14 protein-coding genes are annotated in these 17,852 nt (G+C 72.1%); 5 read left to right on the top strand and 9 right to left on the bottom strand.

Annotated features, from left to right (window positions below):
• Positions 1-14 precede the first annotated feature (14 nt).
• Complete coding sequence (locus tag OHU35_RS27555) at positions 15-3,131, bottom strand: LuxR C-terminal-related transcriptional regulator (protein WP_308400931.1); 3,117 nt, start codon at positions 3,129-3,131, stop codon at positions 15-17.
• Between the two features lie 272 nt (positions 3,132-3,403).
• Here OHU35_RS27555 and OHU35_RS27550 point away from each other — a divergent pair, with 272 nt between their 5' ends.
• On the top strand, positions 3,404-4,756 hold the full coding sequence (locus OHU35_RS27550; protein ID WP_189722957.1) for a M14 family metallopeptidase: 1,353 nt from the start codon (positions 3,404-3,406) through the stop codon (positions 4,754-4,756).
• Between the two features lie 21 nt (positions 4,757-4,777).
• Here OHU35_RS27550 and OHU35_RS27545 read toward each other — a convergent pair whose 3' ends face one another.
• From OHU35_RS27545 to OHU35_RS27525, 5 genes are all read right to left on the bottom strand, one after another.
• Entirely contained in the window at positions 4,778-5,308 is a 531-nt protein-coding gene (locus OHU35_RS27545; RefSeq protein WP_189722956.1) for a hypothetical protein, read from the bottom strand.
• A gap of 65 nt (positions 5,309-5,373) precedes the next feature.
• A complete protein-coding gene (locus tag OHU35_RS27540; RefSeq protein WP_189722955.1) occupies positions 5,374-6,852 on the bottom strand; it encodes a GntP family permease in 1,479 nt (492 codons plus the stop codon).
• A gap of 102 nt (positions 6,853-6,954) precedes the next feature.
• Positions 6,955-7,365: a RidA family protein gene (locus OHU35_RS27535; protein WP_189722954.1), complete on the bottom strand. Its 411-nt coding sequence runs from the start codon at positions 7,363-7,365 to the stop codon at positions 6,955-6,957.
• On the bottom strand, positions 7,362-8,123 hold the full coding sequence (locus OHU35_RS27530) for an IclR family transcriptional regulator (RefSeq protein WP_189722953.1): 762 nt from the start codon (positions 8,121-8,123) through the stop codon (positions 7,362-7,364). The genes OHU35_RS27535 and OHU35_RS27530 overlap by 4 nt, the downstream gene beginning before the upstream one ends.
• Complete coding sequence (locus OHU35_RS27525; protein ID WP_189722952.1) at positions 8,120-9,154, bottom strand: sugar kinase; 1,035 nt, start codon at positions 9,152-9,154, stop codon at positions 8,120-8,122. The genes OHU35_RS27530 and OHU35_RS27525 overlap by 4 nt, the downstream gene beginning before the upstream one ends.
• 141 nt (positions 9,155-9,295) lie before the next feature.
• Here OHU35_RS27525 and OHU35_RS27520 point away from each other — a divergent pair, with 141 nt between their 5' ends.
• Together OHU35_RS27520 and OHU35_RS27515 are read left to right on the top strand one after the other, a co-directional pair.
• Positions 9,296-10,573 (top strand): amino acid deaminase, encoded by a 1,278-nt coding sequence (locus OHU35_RS27520; RefSeq protein ID WP_189722951.1) that lies wholly within the window; start codon positions 9,296-9,298, stop codon positions 10,571-10,573.
• 12 nt (positions 10,574-10,585) lie between these two features.
• Positions 10,586-12,199, top strand: coding sequence for an amidohydrolase family protein (locus OHU35_RS27515; RefSeq protein WP_189722950.1), 1,614 nt, complete (start codon positions 10,586-10,588; stop codon positions 12,197-12,199).
• Between the two features lie 22 nt (positions 12,200-12,221).
• Here the strand turns inward: OHU35_RS27515 and OHU35_RS27510 are convergent, their stop codons facing one another.
• Positions 12,222-13,148, bottom strand: coding sequence for a serine protease (locus OHU35_RS27510; RefSeq protein ID WP_189722949.1), 927 nt, complete (start codon positions 13,146-13,148; stop codon positions 12,222-12,224).
• A 161-nt stretch (positions 13,149-13,309) separates the two neighbouring features.
• Positions 13,310-13,984, bottom strand: a complete 675-nt coding sequence (locus tag OHU35_RS27505) for a hypothetical protein (protein WP_405507253.1) — start codon at positions 13,982-13,984, stop codon at positions 13,310-13,312.
• Between the two features lie 126 nt (positions 13,985-14,110).
• Between OHU35_RS27505 and OHU35_RS27500 the strand changes: the two genes are divergently transcribed.
• Both OHU35_RS27500 and OHU35_RS27495 read left to right on the top strand, forming a co-directional pair.
• Positions 14,111-15,322: a pyridoxal phosphate-dependent aminotransferase gene (locus OHU35_RS27500; protein ID WP_189722947.1), complete on the top strand. Its 1,212-nt coding sequence runs from the start codon at positions 14,111-14,113 to the stop codon at positions 15,320-15,322.
• 110 nt (positions 15,323-15,432) lie between these two features.
• On the top strand, positions 15,433-15,849 hold the full coding sequence (locus OHU35_RS27495; RefSeq protein WP_189722946.1) for a hypothetical protein: 417 nt from the start codon (positions 15,433-15,435) through the stop codon (positions 15,847-15,849).
• A 202-nt stretch (positions 15,850-16,051) separates the two neighbouring features.
• Here the strand turns inward: OHU35_RS27495 and OHU35_RS27490 are convergent, their stop codons facing one another.
• Positions 16,052-17,785 (bottom strand): Ig-like domain repeat protein, encoded by a 1,734-nt coding sequence (locus tag OHU35_RS27490; RefSeq protein WP_405507252.1) that lies wholly within the window; start codon positions 17,783-17,785, stop codon positions 16,052-16,054.
• Positions 17,786-17,852: the final 67 nt, after the last annotated feature.

Genomic DNA, 17,852 nt, shown 5'->3' with positions numbered 1-17,852 from the left:
CCGGTGCGGGAGGGTCAGCGCTGCGCCGTCACCCAGGCGGCGATCTGGCTGCGGTTGCTGAAGCCGAGCTTGCTGAGGATGCGTTCCACATGGCCTTCGGCGGTGCGGCGGGCGATCACCAGGCGGTCGGCGATCTGCTGATTGGCGAGCCCCTCGGCGACGAGCCGGGCGACCTCGGACTCGCGGCGGGTCAGGCGGACCGTGGTGCTCTCGTGCGGGGCCGGGGAGTCTCCGGGGCACGGGCGGGCCGGCTCCTGGAGCGCCTGGCCGACGAGTTCCGCGAGGCCGAGGCCGCCGCCGCGCCGGTGGGCCCGCTCGAACGCGTCCCGTCCCAGGGCCCGGCAGGCCCGCTCCTCGCTGTCCCGGCGTACGGAGTTGAGGGTGTGCGAGCCCCAGCGGCCGGTGTCGATGTCGGCCCAGACGCGGTCGGCGCCGCCCATCAGCAGGGCCGCGTGCCGGTGGGCGCCGCGTTCGGCGGCGATCGACGCGAGCAGGTCGAGGGTCAGGGCCATGCCGATGATGTCGTGGACGGCGTGTTTGAGCCGCAGGGCCTCGCGGGCGTGCCGCTCGGCCCGGGGCCAGTCGCGGCGCACGGTGTGCGCGAGGGCGAGGATGCGCAGGACGTACGACCGTACCCACTGCTCGCCGTGCCGCTCGCACAGCCGCAGGGCCTGCTCGCAGATCTCGACGGCCCGGTCGGCCTCGCCCAGGAAGCCCAGCGCGCAGGCGAGTTCGACCTGGTCGAGGCCTACGAGACTCAGGTGCTGGCCGGGTACGGGGCCGCGGGCGACGGTGGTTTCGAAGTGGGTCAGCGCCCCGGGCAGGTCGTCGCCGAACAGCCGGATGACGCCGATGACGTACTCGGCGTGGGCGGCCTCGGCGGTGTCGCCCAGGGCACGGGCGAGGGCGAGGGCTTCCGTGGCCTGGCGGTGGCCCCGGGGGAAGTCCTGGGTGGTGGCGGCCAGCAGCCCGGCGACCCAGAGGCCGCGGGCCCGCTCCCGGGTCGGTTCGGGGCTCGCGGCCAGGGCCCGGTCGAGCCAGTACAGGCCCTCGCGGGGGGCACCGCAGGCGTGCCAGCAGAACCAGAGGGTGCCGGCGAGCCTGAGTCCGGCGCGTTCCTCGCCCGGGGTGGACAGGCTGAAGTCGAGGGCGGCGCGCAGGTTGTCCCGGTCGGCGCGCAGCCGGGCGACGGTCTCCGGCTGCCCGGGCCCGAACCAGCCGCGCTCGCAGTCCTCGACCCGCCGCAGCATCCGGTCCCGCTGCCGCCGCCGCGCGGCGCCCTCCTCCCCGATCGTCCGACGCAACCGCTCGAGCCCGTACTGCCGCAGCGTGTCGAGCATCCGATACCGCACCCCACCGGGCCCCGGCTCCCGGCACAACACGGACTTGTCCACGAGCCCGGCGACGGCGTCGAGAACGTCCTCGGTACGGAGTCCGACCGGGCCGGGCCCGGCATGCCGGTCGCCTACGGCGTGTACGGCCTCCCCGGCCGGGGTCGCGGCGACGCCCCCGGGGCCCGGCACGGTCAGGGACGGCGTCACACCGCCAGGAGACGGCACGGGCGAGGGCAGCGCCAGGCCGCCGGGGCCGGACAGCGGCACACGGCCAGGGCCGGACACGCCCGGGGGCGGCATCGCACCGCCCGGACACAACACGACCGGAGGCAGCGGCACACCGCCGAAGCCGGGCACGGGCGAAGACAGCGGCACACCGCCGGGGCCGGACACGCCCGGAGACGGCGGCACACCAACAGGCCCCGGCACGCCCGGGGGCGGCATCGCACCGCCCGGACACAACACGACCGGAGGCAGCGGCACACCGCCGAAGCCGGGCACGGCCGAAGACAGCGTCGCAGCGCCGGGGCCGGACACGGGCGGAGACGGCGGCACACCAACGGGACCCGGCACGCCCGGGGACAGCGGCACACCGCCCGGACACGGCACGGGCGAGGGCAGCATCCCGCCGCCAGGGCCGTCACCGGGGCGGGGAGCGGCCAGGGGGTAACGGCGTAGTACGGGCCTCGGCGCGATTCCGTCGGCCGGGCCAAGGGCGGGCGGCGTCGGGGTGCCAGGGCCGTCGTCGCGCGGGGGCAGTGTCGTGGTCCCCGTGAGCGCCTGCGCCGGGTGAGGGCGCTCTCCGGCCGCCACTCCCCGCCCCGCCGCGCTCTCCGGCAGGAGCACCTGCGCAGGTGCCAGGCCCGTTCCCCACCCGGCGTCCCCCTCCCCCTGGTCGTCCGCGCACACCGCCTCCGCCGTCTCCAGGTCGAAGCTGCCCGCCAGGACCGACAGGCGGGCCCAGACCGCCTGCTCGGGGCCGGTGCACAGGTCGTGGGACCAGGCGACCGCTGCCCGCAGGGTCTGGTGGCGGGGCAGGGCCGCGGGGCTGCCGGTGGTGAGGAAGCGGTAGCGGTCGTCGAGGCGGTCGAGGAGCTGGTCGACGTCGAGAACGCGCATACGGACGGCGGCGAGTTCGATGGCCAGGGGCAGGCCGTCCAGGCGGCGGCAGAGGCGGGCCACGGACGCGAGGTTGCTGAGGGTGAGGCGGAAGCCGGGGACGACGGCGGCGGCACGGTCGGCGAAGAGGGTGAGGGCCGGATACCCCTCGGCCGCGGACAGGTCGCCGTCCGGGTCGGGCACCGGCAGCGGCCGTACCTCCAGCAGATGCTCCTCGGTGAGTCCGAGCCGGTGCCGGCTGGTGGCGAGGATCCGGACACCCCCGGTGCCGCGCAGCAGGGCCGCGGCCAGCTGGGCGCACGCGCCCGCCAGGTGCTCGCAGTTGTCGACGACGAGGAGCAGCCGCCGGTCCCGTACCTGCTCGACGAGGGCGTCAAGCGGCGGCTGGGCGGAGTGGTCGTGCAGCCCCAGCGCGTCGGCGGCGGCGAGCGGGACGAGCGCCGGGTCGTGCAGCCCGGAGAGGTGCACGAAGCGCACGCCGTCCGGGAAGGCGCGCTGCACACGGGCCGCGATGCGCGCGGCGAGCCGGGTCTTGCCGACGCCGCCCGGTCCGGTCAGCGTCACCAGCCGTGCCCGGGCCAGCAGTTCGCGGCCCTCGGTCAGTTCGCCACGCCGGTCGACGAAGCTGGTCGTCTCGGCCGGCAGCTGGTTGTCCCGTCGTGGCGCTGATCCGCCCATGATCAGCCAGTCCTCTGGGGGTGTGGTCCGGGGATCCGGACAGTCCGGCTCCCCTTGCGCGGACCCTCACTCTCTCCCCTGGCCTACATATATGCACGCGCGAGTCACACCCGTGGGTGTACTTCGCCCGTGACACCTCGACGGCCACGCCGCACGCGTACACTGCGCGACCGCTTTCAGTCTTGACCTGCTCATGCCATTGGCAGAACGATGTGCGCCACCCGCACTACGTACGTCGCACGGAACAACCCCACCTCCCACAAGGAGATTTCATGCGACTTCGCATACGAGGCTCCGGTGCCGGCACCGGCAGACGCACCGCCGCCCTCGCCGCCCTTCTCGCACTCGCCCTCGCGGCGCCCCTGTCCGCGACGGCGCCTGACGCCACCGCCGACAGCGCGCCCAAGGCGGCCCCTTCGGCCGACGACGTCAGGCAGTACGAGGTCCACCTGCACGCGACGGCCAAGGACCGCACGGCACTTCAGCGCACGGGCGTGACCGTGGACGAGGCCCACGGTCACGGTGTCGTCGTCTCCGGACGCGCGGACCAGATCAGGAAGCTGCGCGCGCTGGGCTACGAGGTCACCGCACTCGGCGCGGTGCCCGACCGGTCCGCGGGCGAGGACGACGTCCGGATCCTCGACTTCCCGTCCGCCGACTCGCGCTACCACAACTACGCGGAGATGACGACCGAGATCAACTCGATCGTCTCGGCCAACCCGTCGATCGCGAGCCGGCGCGTGATCGGCAAGTCGTACCAGGGCCGGGACATCGTCGCCCTCAAGATCAGCGACAACGTCGCCAGCGACGAAGCCGAGCCGGAGGTGCTGTTCACGCACCACCAGCACGCCCGCGAGCACTTGACCGTCGAGATGGCGCTCTACCTGCTGCGCGAGCTGACCTCCGACTACGGCTCCGACTCACGCGTCACCAGCATGGTGAACAACCGCGAGATCTGGATCGTCCCGGACATCAACCCGGACGGCGGCGAGTACGACATCGCCACCGGCTCGTACCGCTCGTGGCGCAAGAACCGCCAGCCCAACTCGGGTTCGTCGTACGTCGGCACGGACCTGAACCGCAACTGGAACTACCGCTGGGGCTGCTGCGGCGGCTCCTCCGGCTCGGCGTCCTCCGACACCTACCGGGGCACGGCGGCGGAGTCGGCGCCCGAGGTGAAGGTCGTCGCCGACTTCGTGCGCAGCCGGGTCGTCGGCGGGAAGCAGCAGATCAAGGCCGGTGTCGACTTCCACACGTACAGCGAGCTGGTGCTGTGGCCGTTCGGCTACACGTACTCGGACACCACGACCGGGATGACCGCGGACGACAACGCGGCGTTCAAGGCGGTCGGGCAGAAGCTGGCCGCGAGCAACGGCTACACGGCGGAGCAGTCGAGCGATCTGTACATCACGGACGGGTCGATCGACGACTTCCTCTGGGGCACGCACAAGATCTTCGCGTACACGTTCGAGATGTATCCGAGGTCCGGTGGAGGTGGGTTCTACCCGCCCGACGAGGTCATCGAGCGGGAGACGTCGCGTAACCGCGATGCGGTGCTGCAACTGCTGGAGAACGCGGACTGCATGTACAGGTCCATCGGAAAGGAGACTCAGTACTGCAGCTGAGGTGCGCGTTCCCCGCGCCCCTTACTCGGCGTTGTCGTCGAAGTAAGCGTCCAGTACCGCGTCCAACTGGCTGTCCCACTCCGTGAAACGGCTCCTGGCCGGCGCTTCGATCTCGATCGGGTACCAGCGCCGGTCAGGGGTGTGGACGGTGACGGTGTAGCGCTTGCCGAAGCGGGCGGTCTCCGTCTCGACCGCGCCGATCTCGTCCCAGCGGAACTCGCATTCCTGGTCGTCCAGGAAAAGTCGTACGCCTCTGTGGTCGGCGACCAGTTTCGCGCGGCGGTCGGACGCCTCGAAGACGGGACCGCCTTCCGGTGCGGCGTCCTCCTCCGCGGCGTCCTCCTCCGGCTCCGGGGCGGCCTCTTCGGCCCCCTCGGATGGCTCGGACTCCTCGGATTCCTCGGCGTCTTCGGCTTCCGCGACCTCGGGCTCCTTCTCCGGCTCCTCGTCCTTCGTCCGTCCGGACGCGGGTGACGTGAGCCCGGGGATGAAGGCCGGGTCGAATCCGGCGCCTTCCAGGGGCTGGCTGCTCGAACCTATGCGCTGCTCCACAGCGGAGCAGTATGGTCGACAAACCTGTGCCGCACACAACCAGCCCCAGCATCGTTATCAGACGCCTACACGAACAGGCTCAGCACCGCGGCCACCACGAACCCCGCCACCGACAGCACACTCTCCAGCACCGTCCACGACTTCAGAGTGTCCCGCTCGCTGATGCCGAAGTACTTCGCCACCATCCAGAAGCCGCCGTCGTTGACGTGCGAGGCGAAGATGGAGCCGGCCGAGATGGCCATGATGACCAGGGCGACGAACGCCTGGGAGTGGTCGCCCTCGGAGAGCAGCGGGGCCACGATGCCCGCCGTCGTGACGATGGCGACCGTCGCCGAGCCCTGGGCGACGCGCAGGACCACGGAGATCAGGTAGGAGAGGACGAGCACCGGCAGGCCCACGTCGTTGAACGTGTCGGAGAGGGCCTGGGCGACGCCGCTGGCCTTGAGGACGGCGCCGAAGATGCCGCCCGCGCCGACGACCAGCAGGATGTTGCCGACCGGCTTGAGGGACGCCGTGGACACCGTCTCCAGGGACTTGCGGGACCAGCCGCGCCGGATGCCGAGCAGGTAGTACGCGAGGAACAGGGCGAGCGTGAGCGCCACGAAGGGGTTGCCGAAGAACTCGATCACCGAGCGGAGCGTGGAGGGGTCCAGGGCGATCGAGGAGAAGGTCGCGGCCAGGATCAGGACCAGCGGGGTGCCGATGATGCCGAGGACCGTGCCGAGGGAGACCGGCTGCTCGCGCGGCTCCGTGCCGGTGGCCCGCTGCTCGTCGAGGACCGCCTGCTTGGCCTCCTCCGCCGCCTCGACCATGTCCTGCGGCACGGCGACGAAGATGCGGCGGCCGATCCACGCCGAGTAGGCCCACGCGGCCAGCACGGCGGGCAGTCCGCAGACGATGCCCATGAGGATGACCCAGCCGAGGTCGACGTTGAGGAGACCGGCCGCGGCCACCGGGCCGGGGTGCGGGGGCAGGAAGGCGTGGGTGACGGAGAGGCCCGCGAGCAGGGGCAGGCAGTAGAGCAGGATCGACTTGCCCGAGCGCTTGGCGGCGGCGTAGACGATCGGTGCCAGGACGAAGATGCCGACGTCGAAGAAGACCGGGATACCGAAGATCAGGCCGGTCAGGCCCATGGCGAGCGGGGCGCGCTTCTCGCCGAACAGGCCGAGCAGGCGACTCGCCAGTACCTCCGCGCCGCCGCTGACTTCGAGGATCGCGCCGAGCATGGTGCCCAGGCCGATGATGATCGCGACATGGCCGAGGATGCCGCCCATGCCGGACTCGATCGTGGAGACGGCGTCCGACTTCTGGACCGTGCCGAAGAGTTCGGTGACCGACAGACCGGCCGCCAGGCCGACGGCTATGGAGACCGCGAGCAGCGCGACGAACGGCTGGAGTCTCATCTTGATGATGAGGAACAGCAGGAGCCCGATACCGAGGGCGGCGGTGAGCAGCAGTCCGGCCGTGCCGTCCACGAGGAGGAGCAGGCCTCCGGTGTGGGGTGGGGTCTCGGCAGGGGCTGACGCGGCGAGCGGATGGGACATTTGGGGGTCCTCTACTTAAATGCATGCAGTTTCGGGGTAGGGGGGAGCGCGGCGCGGCGCACCGGTGGCGCCGCGCCTGGACGAGCGAGGTGGGGTGGAGGGTCAGCCGAGGACGGCCAGCGCGTCGATCTCGATGAGGAGGCCCGCGGGCAGGCCCACGTAGACCGTGGTGCGCGCGGCGGGCGGCTGGGTCAGGCCCTGCTCCTCGAAGTACGCGTTGTAGATCGCGTTCATCTCGGCGAAGTGGTCGACGTCGGTGAGGTAGACGCGGATCATCATCACGTCGTCCCAGCCGGAGCCGCCCTCCTCGAGGATCGCCTTGACGTTGGCCAGGGTCTGGAGGGTCTGCTCGCGCAGGGTCGGCCCGGCGGGCGTGGGCGCCTTGCCCTCCTCGGCGGGCAGGAAGCCGACCTGGCCGGCGACCTGGAGGATGTTGCCCTTCCTCACACCGTGCGAGAACTTCGCCGGCGGGGTGGTGTGGGTCTTCGGGGTGAGTGCGATCTTGTCCGTCATACGGTGCCCTTCACTGGTGTCCTGCCGGAGTACTCGCCGCTGATGGCGTCCGCCGTACGGCGCACCAGCGGCAGGAGGGTGAGGAGTTCGTCGGCGGTGACGACGACGTTCGGCGCGGAGACCGACATCGCGGCGACGACCCGGCCGTCGGCGCCGCGGATGGGCGCCGCGACGCAGTTGATGGACTCCTCGTGGCCGCCGAGATCGGTGGCCCAGCCCTGTTCGCGCACCTTGTCCAGCTCGCGCAGGAACGCGCCGGCGTTGGGTGTCGAACGGGCCGTGTACGTGGGGTAGTCGAGCTTCTCGGCCACGGCCCGCCGCTCGTGCTCGGGCAGGTCGGCGAGCAGCAGCTTCGCGACCGCGGCGACGGTGATGGCGACGGGCTTGCCGATCCGGGAGTACATCCGCACGGGGTAGCGGCTCTCGACCTTGTCGATGTAGAGGACCTCGTTCTCCTCGTACACGGCGAGGTGCACGGTGTGGCCGCAGCTCTCGTTGAGGCGGACCAGGTGGGGATGGGCGATCTCGCGGACGTCGAGGTTCTCCATCGCCTCCTGGGCGAGCGCGAAGAGGCGGGCGCCGAGGCGGTAGCGCTGGTCGGACTGGCGGTAGACGAGGCCGTGCTCGTGGAGGGTGCGCAGCAGGCGCAGGGCCGTGGACTTGTGCACGCCGAGGCGGTCGGCGACCTGCCCCAGGTCGGCGGGGCCCTCGGCGAGCAGCGGCAGGATGCTCAGCGCGCGGTCGACGGTCTGGCTCATGGCGTACGTACCTCCTCGTCGGCCCGCTGTGCCTCCGCGGTCCAGCCCGGGCCGAGTCGCAGTCTCCCCCATGCCGCGTCGTCCAGGGCGGCGAGCCGGTCGGCGTGCTCCCGGGAAGGGGGTGTGGCGTGGTCGCCGGGGACGGTGAGCGCGGCGGCGGCCATCAGATGCCCGTGCCGCAGCCGGTCCCGGACGGGCAGTGCGCGCAGGGTGGCGGAGAGGAACCCGGCGGCGAAGGCGTCGCCCGCCCCGACCTCGGCGACGACGTCGACGCGCGGGGCGGGGACGAAGGTGACGTCCCGCTTCTCGAAGACGGTGGCTCCCGCGGCGCCCTGTTTGACGACCAGCACGTCGGGTTCGGGGAGGGCGGCGCGGACGGCCTCGGGGCTGTGCAGCCCCCAGGCCTCGTCCTGTCCGACGAAGACGAGGTCGGCGCCGCGTGCGAGGTCCCGCAGCACCCGGGGTGCGTCCGTGTCCCCCCAGAGTCCGGGCCGGTGGTTGACGTCGAAGGAGACCAGGGGGCGGCCGGGCCGGCGGGCGGTCAGCTCGCGCATCAGGTCCAGGCAGCTCGCGGAGAGCGCGGGCGTGATCCCGGACAGATGCAGCACGCGCCCGGCGCGCACCGCCGCCGGATCGGGGTCCGTCACGCTCATCGCGGACGCCGCGGAACCGGTCCGGTAGTACGCCACCTCGTGCGCGTCGGTGGCCCGGTCCCCGGCGGTGCGGAAGTAGATGCCGGTGGGGCGGCCGGGATCGCGCCGGACATGCGCCACGTCGACCCCGTACCCGCCGATCGCCTCGACCAGGTGATCACCGAACGGGTCGTCCCCCACCCGGCTCACCCACCGCACGGAATGCCCGGCGGCGGCCAGCACGCACGCCACGTTCGACTCCGCGCCTCCGATGCCCCGGTCGAAGGAGGGCACGTCGGCGAGCCGCCCCGGCCGGGAGGGCAGGAACGTGACCATGGACTCGCCGAGCGCGACGACGTCCACGACGTCGGGGGCGTTGCAGGGTCCGGTGGGGGTCACGATGCTCGTAGCTCCTCGTCGAGGCGTCGGGGTGGCCGGTGGCGGTTTCATTGACCGCGGGTGGCCGAGATGTTAGACAGCGTTCAGCGACATACGCAATGCACATTGCAGAGAATGCAACACAACTGATCAGGAGGCTCCATGACAGCCGACACCGCCGCCGAGTCCCTCGCCCGGCTCGCCGCCGAGCGCGTCGACCACCGCTTCAAGGGCCTCCCGCCGGACGCCGACGGCCTGACCGTGGGCGAGCTGGCCGCCCAGCGCCGCAATCTCTTCACCGGCGGCTTCGCCACGCCCGTGCTCGCGCTGTCCGCCGAGCGCCTGGAACACAACCTGAGGCTCATGGAGACCTACGCGGCCCGGCACGGCCTGGCCTTCGCACCGCACGGCAAGACCTCCATGGCACCGCAGCTGTTCCAGCGGCAGATCGAGCACGGGGCGTGGGGCATCACGCTGGCGGTCCCCCACCAGGTGCGGGTGGCACGCGCGTTCGGGACCCGGCGGGTGTTCCTCGCGAACGAGCTGGTCGACCCGGCGGCCCTGCGCTGGGTCTCCGCACAGCTGGACGCCGACCCGGACTTCCGCTTCGTCTGCTACGTCGACTCCGTGCGCGGGGTGGAACTGATGGACGCCGCGCTGAGCGGGGCGGGGCGCCCCGTGGACGTCGTCGTCGAACTGGCCGCCGGGGAGGGCGCCCGGACCGGGGTCCGCACGGAGGCGGAGTGCGCGGCGGTCGCGGACGCGGTGGCGCGCACGCGGACCCTGCGGCTCGTCGGTGTCGCGGGCTACGAGGGCGAGGTGCCGAAGGCCGATCCGGAGCGGGTGACGGCGTGGCTGCGGCGGCTGGTCGCGCTCGCCGCCGGCTTCGACGAGGCCGGGCGCTTCGAGGGCGTGGACGAGGTCGTCGTCAGCGCGGGCGGCAGCGCCTGGTTCGACGCGGTCGCCGAGGTCTTCGCGGAGATCCCCGGACTCTCCCGCCCTGTACTGAAGTTGCTGCGCTCGGGCGCCTACGTCTCGCACGACGACGGCCACTACCGCAAGCTGACCCCGTTCAACCGGGTCCCCGAGGAGGGCGCCCTGGAGCCGGCGTTCCGCCTGTGGACCCAGGTGGTGTCGCGGCCCTCCGCCGAGCAGGCCTTCGTCAACGCGGGCAAGCGGGACGCGGCCTACGACCTCGATCTGCCCTTCGCCCAGGTGATCCGCCGGGACGGCGCCGAGCGCCCGGCCACCGGGGTGTCGGTGACCGGCCTGTCCGACCAGCACGCCTGGCTGAGCACCACGCCGGAGGCGGATCTGGAGGTCGGGGACTGGGTCGGTCTCGGTCTGTCCCATCCGTGCACGTCGTTCGACAAGTGGCAGCTGATCCCGGTCGTGGCGGCGGACGGCACGGTCGTCGACTACGTCCGCACGTTCTTCTAGGAGGCCCGCGCGATGGAAGAGCTCGTCATCCGGGACGCGGAGGTCGTGGACGGCTCCGGCGGGCCCTCGTACCGGGCCGATGTCGTGGTCGACGGCGGCCGGATCGTGGGAATCGTCAAGGAGGCTGCGGCGGCCGGCTGCCAGCGGCCGAAGGCACGCCGGGAACTGGACGCGGAGGGGCTGGTCCTCTCCCCCGGCTTCGTCGACATGCACGCCCACAGCGACCTGGCCCTGCTGCGCGATCCCGACCACAGTGCCAAGGCCGCGCAGGGCGTCACCCTGGAGGTCATCGGCCAGGACGGACTGTCGTACGCGCCGGTCGACGACCGCACGCTCGGCGAGGTGCGCCGGGCGATCGCCGGGTGGAACGGCTCCGGTGACGACATCGACTTCGACTGGCGGTCGGTGGGCGAGTACCTGGACCGGCTGGACCGCGGGATCGCGGTCAACGCGGCCTATCTGATCCCCCAGGGCACGGTCCGCGCGCTCGCGGTCGGCTGGGAGGACCGGAAGGCGACCCCCGAAGAGCTCGACCGGATGCGGCAGTTGGTCGCCGAGGGCATGGAGCAGGGCGCCGTCGGCATGTCGTCCGGGCTGACGTACACACCCGGCATGTACGCCCAGGACGCCGAACTGACCGAGCTGTGCCGGATGGTGGCGTCGTACGGCGGCTACTACTGCCCGCACCACCGCTCCTACGGCGCGGGCGCCCTGGAGGCGTACCGGGAGATGGTCGACCTGACCCGTCAGGCGGGCTGCTCCCTGCATCTCGCCCACGCCACCATGAACTTCGGCGTGAACAAGGGCCGGGCGCCGGAACTGCTGTCCCTGCTGGACGAGGCGCTGGTGGCCGGGGCCGACATCAGCCTCGACACGTACCCCTACACGCCGGGCTGTACGACGCTGGCGGCCATGCTGCCGAGCTGGGCGAACGAGGGCGGCCCCGAGGCGGCCCTCGTGCGGCTGGCGGACGAGGAGACGGCCGAGCGGATCCGCCACGACCTGGAGGTCACCGGCTCGGACGGCTGCCACGGCGTGCCCATCGAGTGGGACACCGTCGAGATCTCGGGCGTGGGCGATCCGGCCCTGGCCGAGTTCGTCGGCCGGACGGTGAAGGAGTCGGCGGACGTGCGGGGCGAGGCCCCCTGGACGACCGCGCGGGGACTGCTGCTGGCCGACCGGCTGGCCCCGACGATCCTCCAGCACGTCGGCCACGAGGAGAACGTCCGGGCGATCATGCGCCACCGGGTGCACACCGGCGGCTCGGACGGCATCCTCCAGGGCGCCAAGCCGCACCCGCGCGCCTACGGCACGTTCCCGCACTACCTGGGGCACTACGTGCGGGAGTTGGGGGTGCTGTCGCTGGAGGAGTGCGTCGCGCACCTCACCGCACGCCCGGCGGCCCGGCTGCGACTGCCGGACCGGGGCCTGGTGCGCGAGGGGTACGTCGCGGACCTGGTCCTCTTCGATCCGGCGACGGTAGCGGCGGGGTCCTCGTTCGCCGAACCCCGCACGCTCCCGACGGGCATCCCGTACGTCCTGGTCGACGGCCGCTTCGTGATCGAGGACGGCCGGCGCACGGACGTCCTGGCGGGCCGGGCGGTGCGCGGAACCGCCCGCGCGTGACCACCCGGCCCGGCACCCTGCCTTACGGCTTGGGCAGGGTGCAGCCGCTCGCGCTCAGGTCGAGCTTGTTGTCGACGCCGAAGCAGGACGGGATCTGGTAGGTCTCCTGGGCGTAGTTGATGCCCTTGCGGACGGTCACGTTGCCGTTCGCGTCGACCTCACAGGGGTTGTTCACCGTGCAGCGCTCGCCGTCCTCGTTGCCGGTGTTGTTGATCGCGACGACCTTGCCGGTGGCCTGGTCGACGACGGGCGAGCCGGACGTGCCGCCGATGGTGTTGCAGGCGGAGGTGTAGCGGACCGAGTCCTTGAAGGTCCAGTCGCCTTCCTTCAGGGTGTGCGCGAACCCGTCGATGTCGCAGCTGTAGATCCGCTTCCAGTAGCCCGAGGGGATGCTGATGGCGGTGCCGGCGACCGGGTGCGAGTCGTTCAGCGTCAGCGCGTTGATGCCGTACGAGCTCTTGATCTGCCCGTACGTGGTGGTGAGCTGGTAGAACGCGACGTCCGTGTCGGTCATCGTGCCGTACGCGAGCTTGGCGGCGCGCAGGGTGGCGACGCGCGAGCCGGAGGCGTTGAGCAGGCCGAAGGTACGGCTGGAGGCCTGGTCGACGCGGGCCTCACCGGGCTCGGGCATGCCGCCTTCCAGGCAGTGGCCGTTGGTCATCACCAGCGCCGGGTCGTTGTCCTCGGAGTCCGGCATGCGAACGACGGAGCCGGAGCAGTTGCTGAGCGCGACGGTGCCGGCGAAGTTCACAGCCTTGGCCGACGGGCTCCTGAGCCCGGACAGGGTCTCCGTTGCGGACGTGACCACGTCCGAGACGGCGGACGTGACCTTGCCCGCGTCCGCGGCCTTGCCGAAGCCCTGGGGGCCAGCCTCGGCAGCGGTCGCGGGAGCCGCGCCGGCCCCGGCTATCGCCAGGGCGAAGAACGCGGCGGCGAGAGGTTTTCTCATGGGGGGTCCCCTCTTGCGACGGAGGCGGCCGGAAATCTTCCGGCCGCCCGCAGTGTTGTCATGCGCATTGTGATCGTCGCAAGGCGGGCGGGCAAGGAGTTGTTCTCCTGCCAGGACCGGCCCGTCGGGCCTGACCCTACTCAATGGCCCTGGGAGACGGATTACTTGGGGCCCTTCGTGCCGCCGGGACCGTGTCCGGGTCTTCCCTCGGATCGGCCCGGGGCCGACGTGGTGGCGGCGGGAGCGGAGGGCGTCGGGCTGTCGGCCGAGGGACTCCCGGCGTCCGTCCCGGACTCGGACGGGGTGCGGCTCGCCGCGGTGGACGGGCTCGCGGACGCGGCGCCGGACGGCTCGTCACCATCCGCCGGGCCGCCGACGAGCGGGACCGCGGGAGTGGATGCCGGGCCGGTGCCGGTGGGCGGCGGCGTCGGCGACTGCCCTGCCGTCGGGCCCGTTCGGCCGCGCTCACCACCGCGCGCCCCGCCGGAGGGTGCGTCCGAGAGGGAGAGACCGGCGATCAGCGCGGCCGCGGACACGGCGCCCACGGCCCCGGCGGCGACCGCTACTCGGCGGGCACGCCACGGCCCCGGTCGGCGCCGGGAGCGGCGGCCCGCACCGGACCGGCCGTGCGCCGGCACCGGCGGCAGCTCGCGTGTGTCGCCCGCGCCGCCCCGCGCGCCCTCGGGCTCGTACACGTCCTGCCAGCCGTGCGCCGCCGCCGGATCGGCGTACGCGTCGTACGCCGGGGGCGGGGCGGTCCGCGGCAGATACACGTTCGGCGGCCCCTGGGGCTCGCCGCCCGTCGCTCCGTCGGCGTACTCGGATGGCCTGAACATGGCGGCGAATTCTAGGCGTCGAAAGGGCTGGTGGGACAGCGTGCGGCGATACCGGTCCAAAACGGCGCGTCTCACGTGGCGGAAAACACGAGCCGCGGGGCATTACCGGGCCGTAAGCTCCCTGACATGCAGGTGATCCAGTCGACCAAGCTCGCCAACGTCTGTTACGAGATCCGGGGCCCGGTGCTCGAGGAGGCGATGCGCCTGGAAGCCGCGGGTCACCGCATCCTCAAGCTCAACACCGGCAACCCGGCGGCGTTCGGCTTCGAGTGTCCGCCCGAGATCCTGGAGGACGTCCTCCGGAACGTGTCCTCCGCACACGGATACGGAGACGCCAAGGGGCTGCTGGCCGCGCGGCGCGCGGTCGTCATGCACAACCAGACCCTCGGCATCGAGACGGACGTCGAGCACGTCTTCATCGGCAACGGCGTCTCCGAGCTGATCGTGATGGCGATGCAGGGACTGCTCGACGACGGCGACGAGGTCCTCGTCCCCGCGCCGGACTACCCGCTGTGGACCGCCGCCGTCTCCCTGTCCGGCGGCACCGCCGTGCACTACCGGTGCGACGAGCAGGCCGACTGGATGCCGGATCTGGCCGACGTCGAGCGCAAGGTCACCGACCGCACCAAGGCGATCGTCATCATCAACCCCAACAATCCGACCGGGGCCGTCTACGACGAGGCGATGATCAAGGGGCTCACCGACATCGCCCGCCGCCACAACCTGCTGGTCTGCTCGGACGAGATCTACGACAAGATCCTCTACGACGAGGCCACGCACACCCCGACCGCCGCCGTCGCCCCCGATCTGCTCACCCTCACCTTCAACGGCATGTCGAAGGCGTACCGGGTCGCCGGCTACCGGGTCGGCTGGATGTCGATCTCCGGGCCGCGCGCACACGCCGACTCCTACATCGAGGGCCTGACGATCCTCGCGAACATGCGCCTGTGCGCGAACATGCCGGGACAGCACGGCGTGGTCGCGGCGCTCAGCGGACGGCAGACGATCAACGACCTGGTGCTGCCGGGCGGCCGGCTGCGCGAGCAGCGGGACGTGGCGTACGAGCTGCTGACCCAGATCCCCGGCGTGAGCTGCGTGAAGCCGAAGGGGGCGCTGTACCTCTTCCCGCGCCTCGACCCCAAGGTCTTCAAGATCAAGGACGACCGGCGCATGGTCCTGGACCTGCTCCGGCGCGAGAAGATCATGGTCGTCCAGGGCACGGGCTTCAACTGGCCGGAGCCGGACCACTTCCGCGTGGTGACCCTGCCGTCGGTCGGCGACCTGCGGGACGCGATGGGCCGGATCGGGCACTTCCTGGACGGCTACAGCCAGCCCTGACCGGAGACCCGCTCACACTGCGTGTGCAGGCGGTCCGGCTTTGTGAACAACTCAACTTTAGACGAAATCTAAGCTAGGATGGCTTCCTGAAGCACTCAGGAGGCCGTCCCATGTACGAACCGATCCGCGCCAAGTCGGTCCACACCACGATGGCCGGCACCACCGCCGACTTCCCCCACCGATCGCGCGAGGAAGAGCTGGACATCCAGCTCGCGGGCCATCTCGCCGCGCTGCTCGCCGTCACGGACGAACTCCGCGCGGCAGCACCGTCGGCCGATCTGGACGCCTCGGCGGAGCGGCTCACGGAGCAGGTGGCCCGGCTGAGGGGTGGGCGTACGCCGACCCGCGCGTCCAGGGGCCGGCGCGAGCGGAGCGCCGTGGCGCTCCACCGGCGGGCGCATGCCCTGGCGGGGCGTGCGCTGGTCGTCGCCGCGTCCCGGGCCGATACGGCTGCCGCCATTCTCGCCGCCGAGTGCATGGACGCCCATACGGCGGCTCTGGGGCCGCGCGCACTCGCGTCCCGCTGAGCCTGTTTCACGGCTCCCTTGAACGGCCCCGGTCCGCGCGCACCCGCAGCGACGCGCGGGCCGGGTGCCACAGCTCTGCGTTGGCTTGAGCCGTCTATCGCCGTTGGGGTATCGCCCGTGGGCGGGTGCGGGTTCAGTGTGGCCGGTCGCGCAGTTCCCCGCGCCCCCAGGAGGGGCGTCTCCCCCAGCGGCATCGCAATGGCTAGCGTCTGACGTAGGTCTCCGCCGACGCCGTCGATCCCTCGTGCAGGGCGTCGCCCGGCCACGTCACCGTGTAGGTCACGTCGCCGTACGTGCGGGGGATGTCGTTGATGGTGAAGGTGCCGTCGGCGGCGACGGTCACCGATGAGAGCGTGCCCCTGCCGAGGCGGTCCTCGCGTACGACCTTGAGCACGGCACGGTCAGCGAGAGCCTTGCCCCGCGCCTCGAACCTGCCGGTGATCTCGATGCCGTCGGAGAGGTTCGCCTCGCCGGGGGCGGTGAGGGCGATCGTGGTGGGGGCCTTGGCGACCGTCACCGTGTGGGTGATGTCCGTGGCCGGACGGTGGGTCAGGTCGCCGAGGTAGGACACGGTGTACGTGGCCTCACCGAGGCGGTCGGGCTCGTCGAGGACCGTGAAGGTGCCGTCCGCCTTGACGGTGGCGGTGCCCAGGTCGTGGGTGCCGCTCGCGTCGGTGCGGGTCGCCTTGACCTTCAGCGGCTCGGCGGGCGCCGGCCCGTCGTGCTCCAGCTTGCCGCGCACGGCCAGCGGTTCGCCCGCCACGGCCTGGCCGGGGCTGTGGGTGAGGCCTCCGGTGAAGCGGGCGTCGTACTGGACGGCGGGCGGCTTGATGATGTGCAGCCAGTACTGGCCGCCGGCCGCGTTGGTGGTGACCGCGAACAGCCGGGAACCGTCCGCCGACCACTTCATGCCGCGCGGCACGACCCGGTCGCCGTCGAGACTGCCCTCGAAGACGAACTCCAGCGGGGTGGTGGAGTCGCCCGGGTCGGCGGGCTGCACCAGCAGGTCGGGGACGGCGCCGGTGGCGGAGGCTCCGCGGGCGATGTACTTGCCGTCGCCGCTGAAGGCGACCGCGCTGGCGGTGGCCCCCTCGGGCAGGGACCGGTAACCGGTCGCCGCGTCCGACAGGTCGCCGGTGTTCAGCAGCCGGGTGCCCGCGGTGGCGTCGGCCAGGGCGACCTTGCCGCCGTCGGCGGAGAACGCCAGGTCCTTGAGGTTCAGGGCGCCGTTGCCCTGGCCGTCGGCGAAGCGCCGTGCGGCGTTGCGGACGAGGGCGCCGTCGCTGGTGTCGTAGACGGCGAGGAAGGGGTCGGCCGCCTTCGCGTTGAGCGGCTGGCCCATGAGCATGCGGTCCCCGGCGCCGGCCTCCAGCAGCAGATCGCCGCTGTCGTTCCAGCCGGTGCGGGTGTGCGCGCCGTTCACGATCCCGTCGAGATGGGTCTCGGCGGTGGCGCACTGGGAGGTCGAGGACGCGTACGGCGTCGTGAAGTAGAGCTGGCCGCCGGACTGGGCGACCTCCCGGCCGCAGGTGTCGGTGTTGGCGGAGGCGACGGTGGTGCGCTGGTAGGTGGTGGTGTCGAAGGCGTCGATCCGGTCGCGCAGACCCGCGTACAGCGTGTTGCCGTCGGCGCTGACCGCGAGGCCGGAGACATGGGCCTGGTTGGTGGTGAGCGTCGTCAGGCGCTCACCCTGGAAGGTGTAGACGGCGATGGTGCCGGAGTTGAGGTAGTAGCCGACGTTGCTGTCCGCCACGAAGACCCGCTGGTGGACGTTGTCGACGGCCAGTGCCGAGTACGACGAGATCGGCAGCTTGGCCACGGCGTCGGAGGCCGCCGCGTGCGCCGCGGGTGCGGCGGCGACGGTCAGGCCGGTCCCCGCGAATAACGCGGCGGACAGCGTGGCGGCGAGCCGTCTGGAACGGTGTGCGGTATTCAACTGTGCCCCCCACAGGCTGTGTTGAGAGCCCCACCGGGACCGGTGAGGCGCCTGTAGAACATGAAAC

The sequence above is a fragment of the Streptomyces purpurascens genome (genome assembly GCF_045040895.1).
GTDB lineage: Bacteria > Actinomycetota > Actinomycetes > Streptomycetales > Streptomycetaceae > Streptomyces > Streptomyces purpurascens.
This window is presented reverse-complemented; position numbering and strand designations above follow the sequence as displayed.